Source organism: Paenibacillus sp. Pae15 (assembly GCF_024519685.1).
In the GTDB taxonomy this organism is placed as follows: Bacteria; Bacillota; Bacilli; order Paenibacillales; family NBRC-103111; genus Paenibacillus_G; species Paenibacillus_G naphthalenovorans.
This window is the reverse complement of record NZ_JALJRM010000007.1, coordinates 170,560-192,121: the sequence shown is the minus strand read 5'-3', so window position 1 is coordinate 192,121 and position 21,562 is coordinate 170,560. Positions and strand designations below refer to the sequence as shown.

19 protein-coding genes, 1 pseudogene and 1 riboswitch are annotated in these 21,562 nt (G+C 52.7%); of the genes and pseudogenes, 7 read left to right on the top strand and 13 right to left on the bottom strand.

The genetic code is table 11. From position 1 onward, the window contains the following. Positions 1-113 precede the first annotated feature (113 nt). The 3 genes from NR121_RS08570 to rpoE form a co-directional block, all read right to left on the bottom strand. Entirely contained in the window at positions 114-506 is a 393-nt protein-coding gene (locus tag NR121_RS08570) for a response regulator (RefSeq protein WP_054817043.1), read from the bottom strand. 242 nt (positions 507-748) lie between these two features. After that, entirely contained in the window at positions 749-2,350 is a 1,602-nt protein-coding gene (locus NR121_RS08565) for a CTP synthase (RefSeq protein ID WP_054817042.1), read from the bottom strand. A gap of 167 nt (positions 2,351-2,517) precedes the next feature. After that, positions 2,518-3,102 carry a DNA-directed RNA polymerase subunit delta gene (gene rpoE, locus NR121_RS08560; RefSeq protein ID WP_062410309.1) on the bottom strand — a complete coding sequence of 195 codons (585 nt, stop codon included), beginning with the start codon at positions 3,100-3,102 and terminating at the stop codon, positions 2,518-2,520. Between the two features lie 468 nt (positions 3,103-3,570). On the opposite strand from rpoE, the gene NR121_RS08555 reads away from it, so the two are divergent. Beyond that, on the top strand, positions 3,571-4,749 hold the full coding sequence (locus NR121_RS08555; RefSeq protein ID WP_062410308.1) for a S8 family peptidase: 1,179 nt from the start codon (positions 3,571-3,573) through the stop codon (positions 4,747-4,749). 4 nt (positions 4,750-4,753) lie between these two features. On the opposite strand, the gene NR121_RS08550 is transcribed toward NR121_RS08555, so the two are convergent. After that, complete coding sequence (locus NR121_RS08550; RefSeq protein WP_074728923.1) at positions 4,754-5,257, bottom strand: YwiB family protein; 504 nt, start codon at positions 5,255-5,257, stop codon at positions 4,754-4,756. A gap of 133 nt (positions 5,258-5,390) precedes the next feature. Between NR121_RS08550 and NR121_RS08545 the strand changes: the two genes are divergently transcribed. Then, positions 5,391-6,269 carry a metallophosphoesterase gene (locus NR121_RS08545; RefSeq protein WP_256831072.1) on the top strand — a complete coding sequence of 293 codons (879 nt, stop codon included), beginning with the start codon at positions 5,391-5,393 and terminating at the stop codon, positions 6,267-6,269. A gap of 88 nt (positions 6,270-6,357) precedes the next feature. Here NR121_RS08545 and speB read toward each other — a convergent pair whose 3' ends face one another. Continuing rightward, the gene (gene speB, locus NR121_RS08540) at positions 6,358-7,227 is read right to left on the bottom strand and encodes an agmatinase (protein WP_062410306.1); all 870 of its coding nucleotides are present in this window, start codon (positions 7,225-7,227) and stop codon (positions 6,358-6,360) included. Between the two features lie 26 nt (positions 7,228-7,253). After that, positions 7,254-8,081: a polyamine aminopropyltransferase gene (speE, locus tag NR121_RS08535; RefSeq protein ID WP_062410305.1), complete on the bottom strand. Its 828-nt coding sequence runs from the start codon at positions 8,079-8,081 to the stop codon at positions 7,254-7,256. A 282-nt stretch (positions 8,082-8,363) separates the two neighbouring features. On the opposite strand from speE, the gene NR121_RS08530 reads away from it, so the two are divergent. Next, positions 8,364-10,436, top strand: coding sequence for a transglycosylase domain-containing protein (locus NR121_RS08530; protein WP_062410304.1), 2,073 nt, complete (start codon positions 8,364-8,366; stop codon positions 10,434-10,436). Positions 10,437-10,609: 173 nt separating this feature from the next. Here the strand turns inward: NR121_RS08530 and NR121_RS08525 are convergent, their stop codons facing one another. From NR121_RS08525 to NR121_RS08500, 6 genes and pseudogenes are all read right to left on the bottom strand, one after another. After that, the gene (locus NR121_RS08525; RefSeq protein WP_062410303.1) at positions 10,610-11,050 is read right to left on the bottom strand and encodes a Dps family protein; all 441 of its coding nucleotides are present in this window, start codon (positions 11,048-11,050) and stop codon (positions 10,610-10,612) included. A 40-nt stretch (positions 11,051-11,090) separates the two neighbouring features. Then, on the bottom strand, positions 11,091-12,545 hold the full coding sequence (locus NR121_RS08520; RefSeq protein WP_054817041.1) for a catalase: 1,455 nt from the start codon (positions 12,543-12,545) through the stop codon (positions 11,091-11,093). Positions 12,546-12,675: 130 nt separating this feature from the next. Beyond that, a complete protein-coding gene (locus NR121_RS08515) occupies positions 12,676-13,464 on the bottom strand; it encodes a winged helix-turn-helix domain-containing protein (RefSeq protein WP_054817040.1) in 789 nt (262 codons plus the stop codon). Beyond that, entirely contained in the window at positions 13,443-13,835 is a 393-nt protein-coding gene (locus NR121_RS08510) for a Fur family transcriptional regulator (RefSeq protein WP_054817039.1), read from the bottom strand. Before NR121_RS08510 ends, NR121_RS08515 begins: the two co-directional genes overlap by 22 nt. A 199-nt stretch (positions 13,836-14,034) precedes the next feature. Then, positions 14,035-14,335, bottom strand: a pseudogene (locus NR121_RS25475) (hypothetical protein); the annotation flags it as partial. Positions 14,336-14,946: 611 nt separating this feature from the next. Next, complete coding sequence (locus NR121_RS08500) at positions 14,947-15,459, bottom strand: YwhD family protein (protein WP_062410301.1); 513 nt, start codon at positions 15,457-15,459, stop codon at positions 14,947-14,949. Between the two features lie 206 nt (positions 15,460-15,665). Between NR121_RS08500 and NR121_RS08495 the strand changes: the two genes are divergently transcribed. From NR121_RS08495 to NR121_RS08480, 4 genes are all read left to right on the top strand, one after another. Then, positions 15,666-17,873, top strand: a complete 2,208-nt coding sequence (locus tag NR121_RS08495; protein WP_074728918.1) for a M1 family metallopeptidase — start codon at positions 15,666-15,668, stop codon at positions 17,871-17,873. A gap of 14 nt (positions 17,874-17,887) precedes the next feature. Continuing rightward, positions 17,888-18,700: a hypothetical protein gene (locus tag NR121_RS08490; RefSeq protein WP_256831071.1), complete on the top strand. Its 813-nt coding sequence runs from the start codon at positions 17,888-17,890 to the stop codon at positions 18,698-18,700. A gap of 179 nt (positions 18,701-18,879) precedes the next feature. Next, a riboswitch (cyclic di-AMP (ydaO/yuaA leader) is annotated at positions 18,880-19,021 on the top strand. Positions 19,022-19,025: 4 nt separating this feature from the next. Beyond that, entirely contained in the window at positions 19,026-19,499 is a 474-nt protein-coding gene (locus NR121_RS08485) for a C40 family peptidase (RefSeq protein WP_054817035.1), read from the top strand. A gap of 264 nt (positions 19,500-19,763) precedes the next feature. Further along, positions 19,764-20,567: a hypothetical protein gene (locus NR121_RS08480; protein WP_054817034.1), complete on the top strand. Its 804-nt coding sequence runs from the start codon at positions 19,764-19,766 to the stop codon at positions 20,565-20,567. Positions 20,568-20,699: 132 nt separating this feature from the next. Here NR121_RS08480 and NR121_RS08475 read toward each other — a convergent pair whose 3' ends face one another. Continuing rightward, on the bottom strand, positions 20,700-21,536 hold the full coding sequence (locus NR121_RS08475; protein ID WP_054817033.1) for a sulfurtransferase: 837 nt from the start codon (positions 21,534-21,536) through the stop codon (positions 20,700-20,702). Between the last annotated feature and the right edge of the window lie 26 nt (positions 21,537-21,562).

Below are 21,562 nucleotides of genomic sequence, written 5' to 3'. Positions count from 1 at the left end.
GAAGAAGGCTTTCGGTGAAGAAACATCCGAGGTTTGGAACATCTATTCCTGCAGATTTAGTTTCCTCCGCAGTGGACTTGTCTAATCTTGTATTTTAAAAAAAGAGACCCTTTTCAGGATCCCACGGCGTATGAACTGTTATTCGAGGAACGAAGATGCTGATTAACGGCTTGACGGAGCTCATCGATATCGAACGGCTTCGTAAAGTGCATAATCGCTCCAAGATCAGTAGCTTCTTTAATCATGTCCAGCTCCCCGTAAGCCGTCATCATGATGACTTTAATCGAAGCGTCAATGCTCTTGATGTGCTTCAAGATATCAAGACCGTCCATTCCGGGAATCTTCATATCCAAAAGAACAAGATCGGGCGACACGTTTCTTACGATCTCAAGCGCCAACTTACCATTGGATGCCTGATATGTCTCGTACCCTTCACTGCTGAATACCTCCATCAGCAATATACGGATACCATTCTGGTCATCAACGATGAGCAGTTTCTTCTTCAAGTGAGTACCCTCCCATTTTCGTTTTCCCAATGCATTTGGGAAATTCCGTCCTGATTTGTACACCTAACAAAATATTCTATACCGGAAACGCGATTCCTGCTGTCTCCACCAAAAAATTTTGAAAAGTTTTACAAATTAAGCAGACATTACAGCCTCCGTCCGTTTCTCCGAGTCGAAGGCTATCGTTATTCGGCTGTCTGCCTATCCATTACGGAAAGCAGGGCACTCCCGACATATCAAGATTATCGCCCGTGAGTGTAAGCCGCTTGTACAAAATGCTTAAACAGCGGCTGCGGACGGTTCGGTCTCGAAGTAAACTCCGGATGGAACTGCACCGCCAAAAACCAAGGGTGGTCCGGACATTCAATGATTTCCACCAAGCGGCCGTCAGGACTGGTTCCCGAAATATGCAGGCCTGCGGCTTCAAGCGTTTCACGGTATTCATTATTAAACTCGTACCGGTGACGATGACGTTCGTATACAAGCTCGTCACCATAGCAGCGCATCGCGAGCGATCCTTCTTTGAGCTTGCAAGGATACAATCCAAGCCGCATCGTTCCGCCCAAATCCTCAATATCCTTCTGCTCAGGCAGCAGATCGATGACCGGATAAGGCGTCGTAGGGTGAATTTCCGAGCTGTTCGCACCCTCAAGCTTGAGCACCGAACGGGCATACTCGACGACGGCCACCTGCATGCCGAGACAGATGCCGAAGAACGGAATTTTGTTCTCGCGGGCATAACGAATCGCCGTCACTTTGCCCTCGATGCCGCGGTCTCCAAAACCGCCGGGAACCAGAATTCCCTGAACGCCGCCCAACAGCTCGCCGACGTTGTGGTCGTACACTTCTTCCGCATTCACCCAGCGGATTTTCACTTCGGTGTTGCAATCGATACCGGCATGGCCCAGCGCCTCGACAATGCTCAGATAAGCGTCATGAAGCGCTACGTATTTACCGACAATGGCGATTTCGGTCGTTTCTTTAGGCGATTTAACGCGTTTGATCAGGTTTTCCCATTCCGTCATATCCGGCTCGTTCGCGGACAGCTTCAAATGATTCACCACGATGTCGTCAAGCCCCTGCTCGCGAAACATCATCGGAACCTCATATAACGTTTCTGCATCGCGCGCTTCGATAACGGCGCCCGGGTCGATATCACAGAACAACGCCAGCTTCCGCTTCATGTCTTCAGCCAGCGGGTGCTCCGTGCGGCAGACGATAACTTGAGGTTGAATGCCGATGCCGCGGAGTTCTTTTACGCTGTGTTGAGTCGGCTTTGTTTTGACCTCTCCTGCCGCCTTCAGATACGGAATCAGTGTGACGTGAATATACATCACGTTATCCCGGCCGATGTCGCTTTTTATTTGACGAATGGCTTCGAGGAACGGGAGGCTCTCGATATCGCCTACCGTACCCCCGATCTCTGTGATAACTACATCCGATTGGGCTTCGCGCCCGGCCCGGAACACCCGCTCCTTGATCTCGTTTGTGATGTGAGGGATGACTTGCACCGTGCCGCCCAAATATTCTCCGCGGCGTTCTTTTGCGATGACGGAGGAGTACACTTTGCCTGTCGTGACGTTGCTGTTCTTGGACAGATTGATATCGATGAAACGTTCATAATGGCCAAGGTCGAGGTCTGTCTCCGCACCATCGTCCGTTACGAATACTTCCCCATGCTGATAAGGACTCATTGTTCCCGGGTCGACGTTAATATACGGATCGAATTTCTGAATCGTGACCTTTAGCCCGCGGTTCTTGAGCAATCTTCCGAGCGACGCCGCCGTAATGCCTTTACCAAGCGAAGAAACAACGCCTCCGGTCACGAAAATATACTTTGTCATTATGTAATACCTCCCAAGTTTAGCTTGCCTAAAAAAAAGAAAAAGCCCCCGCTCCGGCGGGGCACTTTTATCCAAAAGGACCTCATGGTCCGTAATGTTCATCCAAAGCCCAGAAAATAGTTTACTCTGATCGGGTCAACCTGTCAAGGAGAAAGGAGGCGCAGCTATTATTTGTCATTTTTATCGTCGTCTGCACTTTCGAAATCTTCTTCCAGATCGTCGAGGTCATCCTCCAGATCGGAAACTTCCTCATCAAGTTCCACTTCATCAAGGACTTCTTCGTCAGCCTCCTCTTCTTCGAAGAATTCGGTCTCTTCCTCCACCTCATCCTCCGAATCGTAGTCGTCGCGAGGAGAATCGTAGCTGTCATAGTCTTCTTCAGCAAACGTATCTTCTTCTTCAGCGAACAAATCCTCATCATCCAAGTCATCGTCTTCATCGTTAATGATGCGCGGACGTTTGCCGCTGCCCACAGCATCCTCGGATTTCTCCACGGGATACCAACGCTTCAGGCCCCACAGGTTGGTGCCTACACATGCAAAACGACCGTCAATGTTGATCTCGGTATATAGCTGGGCGATGACCTGCATTACCTCGTCATCGGACAGACCTTTTATTTTGGCGATTTCCATCATCAGATCCCGATAGTAAAACGGCGTATTCGCCGCCTTCAGCAATTCAAAGGCGAGATCCACCATAGGCATTTCCTTGGCTTGCTCCGTACCGATTTTAAGCAGGTTCTGAGCACTCATTTCGGGGCACATCCTTTCCGACATTTATATGCGCTTGCAACTGTTACAGAGAAGCGTGGCCGCTCACAGTCGGCAACTTTATCACTACAATATCCACTATCTTCAATTAGTAAACCTTATTTTATCCAAAAATGCAACTGGTTGACGGGGTTTTAGCGAAATGAAACGAAGGATTACGCCGTATGCCGTAACCCGATCCTGTGCCGGACGGCCCATTAGGCGGAATCCTTCGTTCCTGACTGTATCCCCAAAGGACCAAAGCCGGACTCTTGAGCCTTCCCTTGCTCCTCTGACCCTAGAAGAGGGAACACCAGACACTCCCCCTTGATATCGTATGTAGCCCCATGCGCTTTGACACATGCCTACAACCTATTTATTTGGCATAAGGTTATGCGCTCATACGGGAGTATACCCTCCTACATACGATAACTAAGGAACGCTCGCCAGCTAAAGGGGGGGAGGAAGATTATGAATCCTTCAGCATTTGTTGCGTGGCTTCATGAGGCGGTGGTCGATTCGAAGAACGCCGAGAAGCGGCATATTATCCGCTTTGCTCATGGGCGCGATTACGCTGCTTTTGCCCGGCTCATCAGCCGGCAGCGCAAATCCCTGCCCCTGCTTCGACACATTCAGCCGCTCAGGCTGATTCGCGGTATCTCGTGTACTTTGCGTTCGACGGAAAAGCTCAGTTCCGTTCCTTTTATCCATTTTGTCGAAGAAGACAACCGCGCAAAAGTACACAGCTTTTGGAATATGTCTATGGCCAGAACGTTATCGCCCTCCGAAGGCGGCAGGTCAGCCGAGAAAACAGTCATTCCTTGGGGAATAAAGCATATCCGCGCACCCCAGACCTGGAGGAAATCCCGGGGCGAACGAGTCCGCATCGGCATCATCGATACCGGAGCGGATTATTCCCATCCCGATCTTCGCCATTGCCTCTCCCGGGGCGTGAATATTTTGAACCGCCATTTGCTTCCTATAGACGATAACGGCCATGGGACGCATATCGCAGGAACCATTGCCGCTTATACCCAGAACAAAGGAATGATCGGCGTAGCGCCCGGCGCGCTCATTCATCCGGTAAAAGCGTTCGATCACCAAGGGGGTGCCTTCGTCTCGGACATTGTCAGCGGGATTGAATGGTGCGTCTCGAACGGCATTCAACTGATTAACATGAGCTTCGGCATGAAAACGTACAGCAGAGCGTTGGAGGCTGCCGTCCTCAGCGCTTACCGGGCGGGCGTCATCATCGTCGCCTCTTCAGGCAACGAAGGCAAGCAAGCGGAAGTCGACTACCCTGCGCGGCTTCGGCAGGTTATTGCCGTCGGCGCCACAACGCGCAAAGGACGAATTGCACCTTTTAGCAATGTAGGCAAACAAATTGATATTTATGCTCCCGGCGAGAAAATCTATTCCACCTGGCCGCGAGGCAAATACCACGAGCTGAGCGGCACTTCGATGGCGACCTCGCACGTGTCGGGCGTGATCGCCCTCATGCTTGCGCGGCGACCGGGACTGAGGCCGCTCGCCGTAAAGAGAATTTTAAGGAAAAACGCCCGATTTATTATCAAATCCGGGAAAAAAATCAGCAGCGTGAAAGAAATTCATGCCTTCCGCGCGGTACAGGCCGTAGACAAATCATCCTGACAGGTCAGCAGGCCCGGCCGGATCCGGGATCCGAATCCTTCTGCGGTACGGCACGAAGCAAGAGACGGTATTCCCCGCCATCTTCGCCCATCACAGACAGCTTATAGCTCCAGGCAATGGTCAGCGGACCGCCCGGAGCGCTTATGTCGTCCAAGCTGTCCGGCGGGCCTTCCTGCCGTACATCCAGACTGAGGGTTTCCGTTTCCAGTTCGATTCGGCCTTGCGGGGTTTGCAAGTACCCTGTATGCCGCTTCCCGGGGATAAAGGTTTGTTCAAGCCGAATATCGCCATGACGTACGATGCGCAGCTCTCCTTGTCCTGCCTTGACCATAGTAACGGTTCGGCCCATTTCCGCTTCGGGCGGTTCATCGTAACGAACGTACACCTGTTCCCCTTTCAGAAACAAGTCCCCATCCATACGCCGCACGATGCGTTCTCCCGCGGCAAAGCTTTCTAATATAATGTCGACCCGGCGCCTGTGGGCTGCCGATGTGTGCTTGTCCGTCATCTCAACGATCCTCTCCCGTAATTACTGCTTTTGAAACCTGCTCCGTTTATTTTACGTCAAATAGGGTTAAAGCGATACTTTTGTATCTGCTTTCGCATGTTGATTCCATAATTCCCGGAGGATGTGTTCATTCATGGATTTGAGCACAAGGAAGGCGAAAAGAAAACTATCCCGAAGAACATTCCTCAAGAAGGCGGCCCTAACAGCAACAGGTATCATAGCCCTACCGCCGACCGCCTATGGATATGCCCGATATGCCGAACGCCGCTGGCTTGAAGTGAACAAAGTCACGCTGTCTTTGCCGAGATTGCCTCAGGGAATGGACGGCATCCGAATTGTCCAATTCAGCGATGTCCATCTGGGCTTCCATTACGATACGGATGAGCTGTTCCGGCTGGCGGAAACGATCAACGGACTCCAGCCTGATATCATCTGCTTCACCGGCGATTTGGTCGATTACGAGATCGGCAAGGACGGGGTACGTTATGCGGAGGCCTTGGCGAACATGAAGGCGGCGCTCGGCAAGTTTTCAGTGCTCGGAAACCATGATTATTTCAATGAATCCGCCGAAGTAGCCGGGCTCCTGACCGAGGGCGGATTCCGCATGCTTCGAAATGATTTGGCGGCCGTACAACACGGAGGAAGCACGATGTGGATCGCGGGCGTAGAAGACATGTGGATGGGGAAACCCGATGTGAAAGAGGCGACACGCCTGGCCAAGCCGAAAGACTTCGTCATGCTGCTGGCGCACTGCCCCGACTTTGCCGACGTCGCCGTTGACCACCAGGTGGATTTACAGCTGTCGGGCCATACCCACGGCGGCCAAGTACGGATCCCGCTGCTGGGGCATGTCGTGACCCCCAAGTACGGCAAGAAGTATGTGATCGGCGGATACACGATCGGCGATCACAAGCTGCAATTATACGTAAACCGGGGCATCGGCGTCTCTCAGCACCCCATCCGCTTCCTGTGCCGCCCGGAGCTTACGGTGCTCACGCTGCGCCAAGCTTAAGCAGGCCGGGGCCCCAGCATACATCAGACAAAAAACCGGCCCTTCGCCTGAAAGTAAGACGAAAAGACCGGTTTTATTCATCTGGATGTTATTTCACCAAGCCGAGCAGCATTTCGCGGATCAGCTTGCTGGCGACGATCTGGGTTTGCTCCGTCGGATCGTAAGCCGGGGCAACCTCGACGATGTCGGCGCCGACGAAATTCAGCTCCGAAGCGGCCATCGCGTGAATCGCGGCAAGCAGCTCCTTCGACGTAATGCCGCCCGCTTCCGCGGTTCCCGTGCCCGGGGCGCACATCGGATCCAACACATCAATGTCGATCGTCAAATAGACAGGACGTCCGGCAAGCTCCGGCAGCACTTTCTTCAGCGGCTCAAGCACCTCGAACGGGTAGAAATTAATGTTTTCGCGGCCGAACCGGAACTCCTCACGGGAGCCCGAGCGGATGCCGAACTGATAAATGTTCCTGCCGCCCATCAGTGCAGCCGCTTTGCGGATCGGCGTCGAGTGGGACAGCGGCTCGCCTTCGTACTGCTCGCGCAGATCGGCATGGGCGTCGATGTGAATCAAAGCGAGATCCGGGTACTTGGCGTACACTTCCCGGATGACAGGCCAGGATACGAGATGCTCGCCGCCGAGGCCAAGCGGAAATTTACCGTCAGCCAGCAGACCGCGCACATACTCGCCGATGATCTCCAGGCTGCGTCCCGCGTTACCGAATGGAAGCAGGAGGTCCCCTGCATCAAAATAAGTGATATCTTCAAGGCTTTTATCCAAATACGGACTGTACTCCTCCAGACCGATCGACACCTCGCGAATGCGCGAAGGGCCGAACCGGGAACCGGGACGGAAGCTGACCGTATAGTCCATCGGCATGCCGTAGATGACCGCCCGGGACGCCGCATAGTCGTCCGAGCTGAGAATAAAGACGTTACCGGAATATTTTTGATCGAGTTTCATAGATTCAGACCTCCTTGGTTTGGCGGTTACTTCGTTAAATCTTCCACAAACTTCGGGAGCGCGAAGGCCGCTTTATGCAGGCGCGGAGTGTAATATTTCGTATCGATCTCCGGAATCTTCGTTTCATCGACAGCAAGCGGATCATATTTTTTACTGCCCATTGTGAACGTCCAGAGGCCGCTCGGGTAAGTCGGAATATTGGCACAGTATACGCGCACAATCGGGAAAATCTCTTTTACGTCGCGATTGACGCTTTGGATCAGGTCCGCCTTGAACCAAGGGTTGTCCGTTTGCGCAACAAAAATACCGTCTTCCTTGAGCGCATCGTAAATTCCTTTATAAAACCCTTGTGTAAACAGCGATACGGCCGGGCCAACCGGCTCGGTGGAGTCCACCATGATCACATCATAGGTGTTCTTATGGTCGTGAATATGCATGTAGCCGTCGTTCACGATCACTTCTACGCGCGGGTTGTCCAGTGCGCCGGCGATCGAAGGCAGATACTTCTTGGAATACTCGATGACTTTGCCGTCGATTTCAACGAGAACCGCTTTTTCCACTTCCGGATGCTTCAGCACTTCGCGGATGACGCCGCCGTCGCCGCCGCCGACGACCAGAACATGTTTCGGATTCGGATGCGTATTGAGCGCCGGATGCGCCACCATCTCATGATAAACGAACTCGTCCTTCACGGTAGTCATGACCATTCCGTCCAACACGAGCATCGTGCCCCATTCGGCCGTTTCGATCATCGCAAGATCTTGAAAATCCGTTTTCTCCGTAACGTGAGTCTTGCTGATTTTTGCCGTAATGCCGAAGTTATCGGTTTGTTTTTCTGTGTACCATAATTCCATATGTAATTCCACCTTTCGCAAAAGCGCATATTCATCGGCTTCCATCCCAATGGAGAAACCGCAGGACGGGCGGACAACTGTTATTTTGGTATGTTTCAGCCGGTCTCTTGCATGTCAAATTGTATTATAGTGGATCTACCCGAAAATGCAAATACGAACGCCGGGAATCCGAACGATTTTTAAAAAAATTTAACGTTTCTGTTACATTCGCATGAATAGGGTTTTCTATGTTTTTCCATACTGGATAATAGAACTTATTTTCCCGGGAAAGGAGCGAATGACATGAGCGAAGAGCGGAGTAAACGGACGGCCGCAGAAACCGATCCCTTGGAACGCTTGGGGAAACGATTGAAGAAGTGGATATCATTTTCTTTTACTTGTCTGATGTTGAGCGCAGCCGCTTTGCTGGTTCTCATACTGTTCATGCGTTCGCAGTCGCTTCCCGTATCGAAAATGGCGATGGCTTCCGAAATGTACGATGTGCACGGCACCATGATCGAAGCGTACGGCGGGAGCAAAAACCGCCAGATGATTTCCCTGAAGGAGATGTCCCCGAAGGTAATTGAAGCGACGCTGGCGATTGAGGACCGGAACTTTTACGGCCACTTCGGCTTCGATCCCAAAGGCATAGCCAGGGCCGCCTGGGTAAACCTGCAGCATATGTCCAAGGTCCAGGGAGCAGGCACCATTACCCAACAGCTGGCGCGGAACCTGTATTTAACACATGAGAGAACATGGACGCGCAAAATCAAGGAAACCTACTATGCCGTACAAATGGAGCTTCAAATGAGCAAGGATCAAATTTTGGAGCAATATTTGAACCAAATTTATTACGGGCACTCTACATACGGCATTCAAGCGGCTTCCCAGCTGTTTTTCGGCAAGAACGCATCCGAGCTGTCCCTTGCCGAAAGCGCCCTGCTGGCAGGGATACCGAAGGGCCCGCGTTATTATTCCCCCTATTATGATTTGCAAAATGCGATGAACCGGCAAAAAACGGTGCTGCAAACCATGGTCGAGGCCGGCTATATTACGCAGAAGCAGGCGGATGAAGCGGCGCGGGAAAAGCTGAACATCCTGCCGCTGGCAAATAAAAAGCCTGTGACGGCGCCTTATTTTCACGACTATGTGCGGAGGCTGGGCACAGAATTGCTCGGTATGGAGGAAAAAGAGTTCGAGGAAAGCGGACTTCGCATCTATACATCCCTGGATCTGAAAGCGCAAAAGATTGCGGAAGACGTCGTCACGGAGCAGCTGAAGGACTTCCCAGAGATTCAGACGGCTCTTGTCGCGATCGATCCCCGCAACGGTTATGTCAAGGCGATGGTCGGCGGGCGCAATTACGGGGAGAACCAATATAACCGCGTGTTCGCGAATACGCGGCAGCCGGGGTCGTCTTTCAAGCCGATCGTGTATTTAACGGCGTTGAAGGAAAAGCATTTTTCACCGGTCACCCGGTATCTCAGCGAACCGACGACATTCACCTACGATCAGGGACGGCAAACCTACACGCCCAGCAATTTTGGCAATAAATACTTCGACTGGATTGATTTGCGTACGGCGATTGCCAAATCAGACAATATTTTTGCAGTGCATACGGTGTTGGAAACAGGACCCGAACGCGTCATTGAGATGGCAAGACGGATGGGCATCACAAGTCCGATGAAGCCGATGCCGTCTTTGGCGCTCGGCACTTTTCCGGTCAGCCCGTTCGAAATGGCTTCAGCCTTCGGCATCTTGGCCGGGCAAGGCGTTCGCGTCGAGCCGACAGCGATTCTGCGCATTGAAGACCGGCGCGGACGCGTGCTCTATGAGGCCGCGCCAAAGCAGGAGACGGTCATTGAGCCCGCGTACACCTACGTGCTGACCAAGCTGATGGAGGGCGTCTTCGACCAAGGCGGCACGGGCAGCCGTGTATCAAGCGTGCTGAAGCGCCCCGTTGCCGGCAAAACCGGCACGACGAATACGGACGCATGGCTTGTCGGCTACACGCCGGAGCTGTCGACGGCCGTATGGGTCGGCTATGATAAGGACCGCAACATCAGCGCGGTCGAATCTCACCTCGCGGCGCCGATCTTCGCCGAGTTCACGGAACGGACGCTGGAGTCTGTGCCCCCGAAGCTGTTCCCGATCCCCGAAGGCGTCGTGAATGTCTACATCGATCCGGCGACCGGCAAGCTGGCCAACGAGAGCTGTCCCGATTCACGGATGGAAGCGTTCGTTCAAGGCACGGAGCCAACGGAATACTGCACGCAGCAGCCGGCCCGGAATGACGGAGACCAGAATTCCGAACCGGCGAAAAGAAAACAAAACGGCACGTGGTGGGAAGACCTGAAGCGTTGGTGGAACAGCTAGCACCGGGAGCAGAATGGGAAGCAAGCGGGCTGCGTACGCCGGCCGCAAGTACGACATGAAGCGCTTGGGGGATTGCCTCTCAAGACAGCCTTCAACTCACTAAAGCGTACGTAGAACCATCATCGAAGCTGAAAAAGAGGGGCGTCAAGCGCCCCTTCCTCCAATCATGTCTCTTATTTGCCCAAAAACGAATTCAACATCCACACATGCTTCTCAAGACTGGAATGAATGCCGAGGAGCAGATCGCCGGTCGTTTCGTCTTTTTCCGATTCGGCCAGCTTCATCCCCGTTTTCAGCTCACCGACCATGGTCTCAAAATCGTCAACGATCGATTTGACCATCTGTTCGGCAGTCTCTTTGCCCGTGGCGTCCCCGACGGAAGCCAGCTCCAGGCAGCCCTTCATTGTGGCGACGGGCAGGCCCCCGAGCGAGAGCAGACGTTCGGCGAGAGCATCCACATGTGCCGCCGCTTCCGTATAGAGCTCTTCGAATTTGGTATGAAGCGTAAAAAATTGCTGTCCCTTCACATACCAATGATAATTATGAAGCTTAACGAACAAGACGGACCAATTGGCGATTTGTCTGTTGAGCGTTTCGTGTAAGGTTAGCTGCATACTTATTTTCTCCCCCTCTTTTGATTTATTTTTTTCCAAGCTAGTTTTTCGGCATAAATTCGCTGATGTCGAGGCCCAGTCCTTGCGCAAGTCTCATGCCGTACTCCCGGTCCGCGCGGAAGAAGTTGCATACGGCACGGAGTTGAATCTTTTCATTGGTTTGCTTCAAATCATTGACCAGATTGCTGAGCAAATGATCGCGCTCCTGATCGGAGAAGCTGCGGTAAAGTTCGCCCGCCTGTGTGAAATCGTCCGTTTTATCGATGCGCTGACGTCCTGCGACACCATAAAGCGGCGAACGGCTTTCCACATACTCCGGAGCCTCCTTCGGACTTTCCTCGAAGCTGTTCGGCTCGTAGTTAACCGGGCTCGGATCCTGCTTCACGTTCATGAAGCCGTCGCGCTGATGATTTCTTACCGGAGCGTACGGACAATTGACCGGAATTTGCAGATAATTGGCGCCCAGACGGTACCGCTGGGTATCCGGATAAGAGAACAGTCTGCCTTGAAGCAGCTTATCTTCCGACGGCTCGATCCCGGGAACCAGCGCGCTCGGAGCGAATGCGGACTGCTCCACCTCCGCAAAATAGTTTTGCGGATTCCGGTTCAACGTCATGGTGCCGACCTTGTGCAGAGGGTACATATCCTCCGGCCATACCTTCGTCGCATCCAGCGGGTCAAACGCAAAGCGGTCCAAATGCTCAACCGGCATCATCTGAACATGGAGCTCCCACTGCGGGAAATTCCCCTTTTCAATGTTATCGAACAAATCCCGGGTAGCGTGGTTAAAGTCTCTGCCCTGCACTTCGCGCGCCTCGTCAGCCGACAAATTCACGACACCCTGAAGCGACTTCCAATGATATTTAACATAAATGACCTTGCCTTCCGCATTCACCCACTTGAAGGCGTGAACGCCAAAGCCGTTCATTTGCCGATAGTTGGCCGGGGTCCCGTTGTCGGAGAACACCCAGGTCATCATATGTGTGGACTCAGGAGACAAGGTCATAAAATCCCAATACCTCTCCGGATCTTGAACGTTCGTGTCCGGGGCGGGCTTTAAGGAATGGACCATGTCCGGGAATTTAATCGCATCGCGGATAAAGAACACCGGCAGATGGTTCCCTACCAAATCATAGTTGCCTTCCTCTGTGTAAAACTTGACAGCAAATCCACGCGGGTCGCGAGCCGTTTCCGGTGAGCCTGTACCGTGGATAACCGTGGAAAAACGGACGAACACCGGCGTCTCCTGCCCCACCTCCTGCAGGAAGTGAGCCTTCGTGTACGCCTTCATGCTGGCCTCCGTCCGGAATACCCCGTGAGCACCTGCGCCGCGGGCATGAACGACACGCTCCGGAATACGTTCGCGGTCAAAGTGAGCCAGCTTTTCGAGCAAATGGTAGTCCTCCAGCAGTGTCGGACCCCGTTGTCCGGCTGTTCTCGAATTCTGGTTATCACCTACCGGCGCGCCTTGATTGGTAGTCAGTCTGTTATGCATATCAAGCAACTCCTTATATTTAAATTTAGACTTGGTTTAAATCTTGATATGATCATAACATGCGCTGACCGCCAAATCATGATATTCAAATGAAAATTACATGAAAAAATGATGAAGGCGAATCTGCCGCTCACTCATCCGCCAACCGGTACCCCACACCTCTTACCGTAGAGATGTACTTGGCTTCTCCAGCCGAGTCGCCCAGCTTTTTCCTTAAGCTTTTCACATGAACGTCAACCACGTTGCTGCCGCCGAAATACGAGCTCCCCCATAGCTGATTCAAAATATCTTCCCGTGAAAGCACCGCACCCTCCGATTGAAGGAAAAGCTGCAGAAGCTCATATTCCGTTTTCGTCAAATCAAGCCGTACCTGCCCCCGGTAAACCGCCATTTTTCTGGAATCGACCGTCAAATCCTTGAACACACTCCGGCCGGAGGAAACGTCGGGCGTGAACCCGGATTCCGGAACCGCTTCGCTTATGCGCCGCACGGTTTCCCGGATATCGCCGGCAGGCCAGCTGATAAATTCGGCTGCCGAATCTGCTGAAGCAGCTGCCGCCGTCTGCCCGTTCACCAAAAAAAGAAGCCGGGGCTGCCGGAGCGATTGCGAAAATAAAGAAACGGCGTGCTGCGCGTCCCGCTCCACGTCTTGAGACGATGTCAAATCATAGATGATGGTATTTACGTTAAGCTCCTTCATCATCAAGGGATCGTAACGGTGGAACACCAGAATATCGAAGCAGTCCGAAGCCAGCCTGCCAATCAGTTCGCCCAACCGATTCGGAAACGGGCTGATGACAATCACTCTTTGCGTACGGGTGCATACGTTCCCCAGCATCCAAGAATCCTCCTCCCGCAATCGGCTTTGATCCGTAATCTCGAAATTTTGGAACAGATTTACACTTTGTGCTGTGCGCATGTACCGCATACCCCCTCAAAGACAACATGGGAATTGCTGACTTTGTAATTCGTCGCTTTCTCCACCGCCGTAATCCATTCGTCCGGCGTCGGACTCAGTACCTCGTCCACTCGTCCGCACTGTTTGCAAACAATATGATGGTGATCGTCCACTCTTGCATCATAACGGCTTGCCGCTTCTCCCAATTTAAGCTCGCGAAGCAGCCCTACATCCGTCAAATACTTGAGGGAGTTATAAACCGTAGCATAGGCGAACTGCTGGCCTTGCTCTCTCAGTCTCTCCATCACCTCCGCGGCCGTCGGGTGTCCATCGTCATATTGGACAGCCTCAAGAACCGCTTTGCGCTGTGCAGTCAAATTGATTTTATTCATAGGGGTTCATTCCTTTATTTTATATTTAGATTTAGTATAAATCTTATATTGGACTTGGTCAACCAATAATCAACCAAAGGACGTTATCTTCCGTGCTGAAAGGCCGCCGGCAGCTGCGCAAATCGAGTAGGAGAGGGCGACTAACCCCCGTCCTCTCATACCACCGTACATGCGGGTCCGCATACGGCGGTTCCGAAGGTTAACAAAGTTCCAGATAACGAGAAAGCAAACTAAACTTCTCAGCCCTCTTGCTTCCCAGTAGGAAGCCGGGAGGGCATTGTTTGTGTTCCGGGACATTTTTCAAGCACCCCGGCGGGAATTAGCCATCATGAGAGCTGCCCATTCAGGCGCCCCAAGCGCCCGAAGCTCGCGGAGACGAGTTCGCACCCATAACGGACAAACCGCAACCCGCGTTTGGTTAGTTCTTTGTCTAGGTCATCCAGCAGGATGTTGGCCAAGAGCGGACTTAAGGGACCGCCTTGCGGCGTACCTTCTTCCGTCCACTCCGGGCGCTCCTCCGTTTTGGACGACTCGTTTGTAAGCGAGCCGAAGGTATCCTTTTCGAGCACCCTCTCCAGCAGTTCGTTCTGGTCTTCGCGAGAGGAAGGGGCGACTTGTGCCGGCGAAGGACTCGGCACCCCGACATACCCTTGCGGCTTCACCGCTGCTCTTTGCCGGAAGCTCTCTTGCGAGATATTCGGCTGTCTGTGCTCTTCGCGCGAACGCATCGGTTTCCTCTCTCCTTTCCCGCGACCACCCAAGTCTACAGCGTCAGCCCTTGGCGGCTTTGGATTTTGCCTTGGTGTGGAGGCTCATCCGACTAACACTGCCTCAAATTGGGTTCGTGTACCTTGGCCCGTGCTTTTGCCTCCGGCTTCCTTCAGATTCCGCCTCGCGGCGGACATCCTTGCCCTTGGCTAACGGTAGGCGCTCGCCAGCCCCCGTTCGGGACTCTCACCCTAGAGATGACGCCCATTGCTGGGCGTACACAACACAAAAAGGCAGACCAAAGGTCTGCCTTTTTGCTGTCCTAGTATATGGTGCATATACTAGGCATTAGTATACATCGTTATGTCAGGCCGTTCAATGACCGTCACATAATGTACAAATTTTACGCAAGCGCTTCTTTGAGTTCCGCTTCGGAGCGTTCCCACATGCCGGGGTCGTTCTCGATCATCAGTTTCTTGAGAGCGGCTTTTTCCCGTTCCCCGAGATTATCGAGCATAATGCGGCGCTTTAGCGCATAATCCATCCGGTTCACATGATCGGCGAGCACTTTCCAGCCTTTGCGCGCCTCCGGATCTACCGTCATCTCGCAGGAAGTGACCCCTGCATAGTATTTGCCGTCCTCCTTGAAATCCACTGCCACCCAAACGATCCAGCAGGGGCGTCCATTGGGAACCTCATCCTTGTTCGTGGTAAACTTGATCCCTTTTTCTATTTTGCTCTTGGCATGCAGCGCCCCCTGATCGATATAGGCTTCTCCCTCGTCAATAATGACGCAGGATAATTGGCTCAGGTCGATCGAGCCTTGGCCAAAGCCGCGGTGCTTCGTTTCCTTATTGCTGACAATATTAAGTGAAGGCAGTTTTTTCTTTTCATTTATATCCACAAGGCACACCATCCCTATCCTATAATTCAAAGTTCCGCATAGTTCAATCTTACTCGTTATTATTGTAGCCAAAGTACCGAAGCATGTAAATAAATCGAAGCCGCTCCGTTCCCAAACGCAAATGCCCGGGAAAAACCCGTAAAGGAAAAAAGGCAGAAATAATCCTCGTCCCACAAACATATACATGCTGTAGATGCTTGTCAACGGGGTGAATATGGATGAAAAAACGAATCGGCAGCCCCCTTGTATCATGGGGCTTACTTACAATCTTCGCCTGCGGTGTCACACTGCTGACGAATGCCCTGCTGTCGTCCGACTTCCGGTCGGGAACTCCTTCCGCCGGTTGGAAGCTTTCCGCCGAAGCCGCTTACCCTGCCGTGTTCCCTGCTGAAGGGGGGGTGGATCCGCTCAACCTGAAGCCCATAAGGTCAACCGCGGGGCACTCCATCGTTGAGGCGCCGGCATGGCCTCAAGCCAGGGGACAAGCGGACGGCTCATCTACGGGCATTTTTTTGCCGACAGCACATGCGGAGCCGGTTAGCGGACGAGTGAACGAACCGGCGGCCCCTCCTCCCGCACCTCCCAGCTTGCCGGTCAAGCCTGTAGAGAAACCGGCGCCGAAGCCATTATCCAACCGCATCGTCGAGTATCATCTCAACGTAGAACTGGATGCCGATGGCAAGCTGATTAAAGGCACCTCGTCGATGACTTGGAAAAACCCGGGAAGTCGCCCGGTGCAGGAGCTTTATTTTCACTTGTATCCCAATGCGTTCGAGTCCAAGAAAACGACGTTCATGAAGGAATCCGGCGGGAAGCTGCGGGACGATGTCCGCAAGGAAGACAGCTTTGGCAGCATGACGGTCAGCTCCATTCGAACGCTTGACGGAGCCGAGATGGAGCTGATCGACCGGATGGAGTATGTCCAGCCGGATGACGGCAACAAGGACGACAACACCCTGATCAGGGTACCGCTTCCAAAGCCCGTCATGCCGGGCGGAAGTGTAGATCTGCTGACCCAATTTTCCGTGAAGCTGCCGCAGGTTTTCGCCAGAATGGGCTATGCGAACGATTTTGTGATGGCCGGCCAGTGGTTTCCCAAAATCGCCGTATACGAGCCCAAAGGCACCCGCGGCCGGACAGATGAGGGCTGGAATTTGCACCAGTATCACGGGAATTCGGAGTTTTACGCGGACTTTGGCATATTCGACGTTAGAATCAAGGTGCCTTCCGCCTATAAGGTAGCGGCCACCGGCTTCCCGACCAAACCCGTCTCCGATGACGGCAAAACGAAAACCTACTCGTTTTACTCCGACGATGTGCATGATTTTGCCTGGGCCGCTTCGCCGCATTTTATATACCATGAAGAACCCTACGCCACTCCTCATCTGCCCGGCGTCCGCATCAAGCTGTATCTGGATCCGAAGCATGAGCATCTGAAGGCCCGTTATATGACAGCCGCCAAAAAAGCGCTCGCCCGATACTCTCAGTGGTACGGCAGTTATCCTTACAACACGCTGTCGATCGTCGTGCCGCCGGAGGAGGGCAACGGAGCCGGAGGAATGGAATACCCTACGCTGATTACCGCATGGGGAGCAGCCGAAGAGAACCCGAGTCTGGAGCTGGAACGGGTTGTGGTGCATGAAATCGGCCACCAATTTTTTTACGGCATGGTCGCCAGCAATGAATTTGAAGAGGCGTGGCTCGACGAAGGCTTTACCTCTTATGTGGAAGACAAGTTAATGGAAGCGGAATACGGCGTTCGCCCGAATCTGCTCGTGGAGTCGAGCTACATCACCAATCCGGCGGCGCTGCTGAAGAATGCCTGGAGCTATGACGGACACCATCACTATGCCGAGAATGTATATACCCGCGCCAAGCTGGTGCTGAAGGCCATGGAACGTCAGGTCGGAGCAGAGACCATGGACAAGATCATGCGAACGTATTTCCAGCGCTGGAAATTCAAGCACCCGACTACGTCGGATTTTCAACAAGTCGTAGAAGATGTGACGAAAACCAGTTGGCAGCCGTTTTTTGATCAATACGTTTATAACGGCATGATGGTCGACTACGCCGTAACCGGCATCAAAGTGCAGCAGGTGACAGAAAATGGCCAAACCTACTATGAGAACAGCGTGCAGCTGCGCAAGCTTGGAGGCACCTACCAAAATGTCCCGGTCCGTTTTCAATTTGCCGATGGAACACAACTCGATAAAACATGGAACGGCGCCGACAGCGAAGTCATCATGAAGCTGAATCACACGGCTCCGCTGTCGTGGGCGGCCATAGACCCGGAGCACTCTATCGTGCTGGAGAACAAGCGGATCAACGGCTTTATGAAAACGGAAGTCGATAAGAAGCTGTCGGTGCGATGGAACGTAAGTGTTGTGAAAATTTTGGAGACCTTGTTTGGCTGGGTCGCATGGTGAGGTGAGCGAGGAATATGTGGAACCGGATCAAAGCAGGCTGGACCTTGGCCTGGCAGCAGCCTTTTGCCGTCTTTACCCTCTTTATATACAATCTCATCTGGGGCGTCGCGCTGTATAAGCTGATTCAATCCGTCGTCCTCCCCCTTCTCCATCGTTATCCGGGGAGCGACCTGCCCGTCACAGCTTCGCAGCTGTTCTGGATCGAAGGTCATTTTCAGATCATGAAGACGGACCTGCTGGAGCCGTTTCTGTGGTGGGGCATCTGCCTCCTGGGATTAAGAATGCTGGTGCATCCGCTGCTTAATGCGGGGGTATATTACTCGCTTCAACATCGGGACATGAACGCAGGCTACCGGTTCGTGGAGGGGATTCGAAAGCTGTCTCTTCCCTTCTTCGGCCTCTACTTCATCCAACTGGCGCTGCTGCTCTCTCCGCTCTACTGGCTGGTTCCTTATACAATAGAGCTGTACGGGCATCAGACTTCATATATTTCCTTCGGGAAAGCGCTGGCGCCGGCGCTGGCCGGCTACATCGCCTATTGGTTTGTGCTCCAGCTCGTCTTTTTGTTCCTTCAGATCGGAAAAACCGACGGCAGGTCGGCCATTTACACCCTGCTGTTTGTGATTCGCCATCTGCCCGCCATTATGCTGATTTCTTTATCCGTAACAGGAATCGCTTTGGCCGTGTCCGCCGCGGTGATGGCGGCCTCGTTTTTCTGGGCCGGCTTTCTGGCCCTGATCGGATTACAAGCCTATCGGCTGGTTCAAATGTTTATTAAAGTATGGGCCATCAGCACACAATATGCGCTTTGGACGGAGAAAGCGTAGCTGATATCCTAATAAGACCGCAGAAGCACCGGTCCGCCATGGACCGGTGTCTTTGTGTTGTTATATCCCCGATTCAATTAAACAAAATTTTCAATTTAAACCGCTTGAATGTGTCAATTTTGTTACAAAAGAAGGAAAAGTGCAGTTTTTCTCGAATATGTTTATCCGGAATCAAAAAAAAGAAAATTTTGCCGAATTTCTGTTTAGGAAAACGGGGGATCCATAACCGGGTGAATTGATCTCGACAAACAACGTCAGTGATCATAGGGAACCTTCAACCGAACCCTTCAGCTAACCTCGTAGGCACCGGAAGGGGAAACTTTTTTTGAAGAAGAAGCTTGTAGGTTTTGCACTTTCGTTAGCTATGTTTTGCAGTGTTTCCGTGGGCAGCGCATTTGCTGAAACCCCACTAAGTGCAGCGGTAAACGCGGGTTTAGGCTCGCCTTACAAATGGGCAGGCAATACGACAAACGGCTTTGATTGCTCCGGCTATACTTCTTGGGTGTTCGACAAGTTCGGTATAGAACTTCCCCATTCCTCCAAAGGCCAAGCCCAAGCCGGCCAATGGGTAGCCGCAGATCAGCTCCGTCCCGGCGACCTCGTGTTCTACAACACCGACGGTAAAGGCATTTCTCATGTCGGCGTATATGTGGGAGGCGGCAAGTTCTACCACTCGGCTACGAACAAAGGCGTTACGATTACTGAAATGAGCGAATCTTACTACGCCAATCGTTATGTGACAGCCCGGCGTATTTTGTCGGACGAGCAGTACAAACAACTCATGACCGACTCCAATTGATTTGGTCAACGGATTCGCAATGCAGCTTCGGAAGCCCTCAGTGTTTGGCCCGATCCGATCGTTCGCAAAAACGGACGAAACGGACGGACAAGCCTGCAGGGCTTTCTATTTTGCAGAAACCATGCGGAAGCCTCCTGCATCCGATCTGTTCCGAATGCTGTGATTTCTATTGATTTCCCTAATGATAATGATTATAATTCTCATTGGTACCGGGGACTGTCCCCCAAATCATTCGCCTGATGTGCCAGAAAGGAGCGCCGGATCATGACTCTTCAGGAACCGGTCAACCAAGTGCTTGAACAGCGGTTTGGACTATCCGAAACCGGAATCGCCGGAGCAGAATACCGATTCCATATGGGCAGCCTGTTGAGACCGGAGGAGATGTCCCGGTTTATTCGCATCTATACGGAAGCTTTGAAGGGATCGCATATCGACGTAGGCGGCATGTTTTTCATCGCTTGGGTTGCTCAAGTCTGTTCTGCTCTGCAGTATACCGTTTCTTGCCATCAAGCGGCCTTAAACCTGCATCTGGATCAATTGGAGCTGCAGCTCCGCCATCACTCCGATGGTCCTGCGCTGGCTTTCAGAGCGGATTCCTGCGTCGGCACGCCCTGCCCTGCCGATAACAGAGAAGAATGGCTGAGTGCGATTTTTCATCATTGGTATATCGGGCAGGTGAAGCCTCTCATCGCCTCCGTCTCCGAAGCCGCCGGCATTCCAACGGCTCAGCTGTGGGCCCAATTGGTCACCCGGCTGTATTATACGATTGACGTGATGATCGGGGAAGCGGAGGATGAAGAGACGAGAAGCCGGATTAAGGACGATTTTGCCGTTCTGGTACACCGCATCGGACCCCGGATTTTCGAGAAAAAAACCAATCTGCTGGATCTTAATTTTAAAATGGTCGAGTCTCCTGCTGATCCGGATCGTTTACTCCGGGTGAAAGCCGCGTGCTGCCTATACTACAAAACGGAAAAAGCATGCGGGAATTACTGCTTTACATGTCCCAAACTCAGCGATAAGGACCGTGAAGAGAAAAGGCGAAAGCTTTTGACAGGGACGCTTTGATCGGAAATATAAGATAAGAGTGCCGGTGTATCATACACAGCCCCGGATGAAAAAACAAGGAGGACCGGATCAGCATGCCAACGGCAAATGATCGTAGTCCTCCAACCGTGTCTGACACGGAAACCCCATTTCCTACTCTTTTCCTGTCGCCACCGGATTGTCCTTATAGCTGATCCAATCACTCCAGCTGCCTGCGTACAGCTTGACATTGTCGAATCCGGCCTCGCTAAGCGCCAGCACGTTCGGACACGCCGTCACACCGGAGCCGCAATAGACGATAAGCTCATCGGCGTTGCGCAAGTCTGCGAACCTGGCCTTTTGCTCCGAATCATCCTTCCATCCCCCTGAAGCTTGCAATCCTTCTTTCCAGAAATACTGCTTCGCTCCCGGAATATGTCCGGCCACCGGATCGATCGTTTCTTCGAGGCCAAGGTAACGTTTCTCTTCGCGAGAATCCACAAGCACCGTACCTGGACGCTTCAACCGGTCCTTCACCTGCTCCACATTCACCAGCATCTCGCTGCGCACCTTCGGCGTGAATACGGCCTGCTGCTCCACAGGCAGCTCCTCCGTTACGGGATACCCCGCTTCCTTCCATGCCGAGTAGCCCTTATCCAAAATATAGACTTCGTCATGACCAAGATATTTCAACAACCACCAAAACCGCGAGGCCATCGCACCGTCTTGATCGTCGTAAGCGACAACGACGGAATGCTCGTGGATACCCGCCCGGCCAAGCTTGGCGGCAAGCTCCCCGGGATCGGGAAGCGGATGGCGCCCTCCGTGCTTCTCTTTCGGACCGGACAAATCACGTTCGAGATCAAAATAAAACGCTCCGCAAATATGATCGATATCATAGCTTTGTTTTCCGGCCTCAGGCTGGCCTAATATAAAGCGGCAGTCCGCGATCACGATATGGTCCTGGATGCCGTGCTCAAACAACCATTCTTGACTGACTACATGCTTCAAGATCCAATCACTTCCTTTAATGGGGT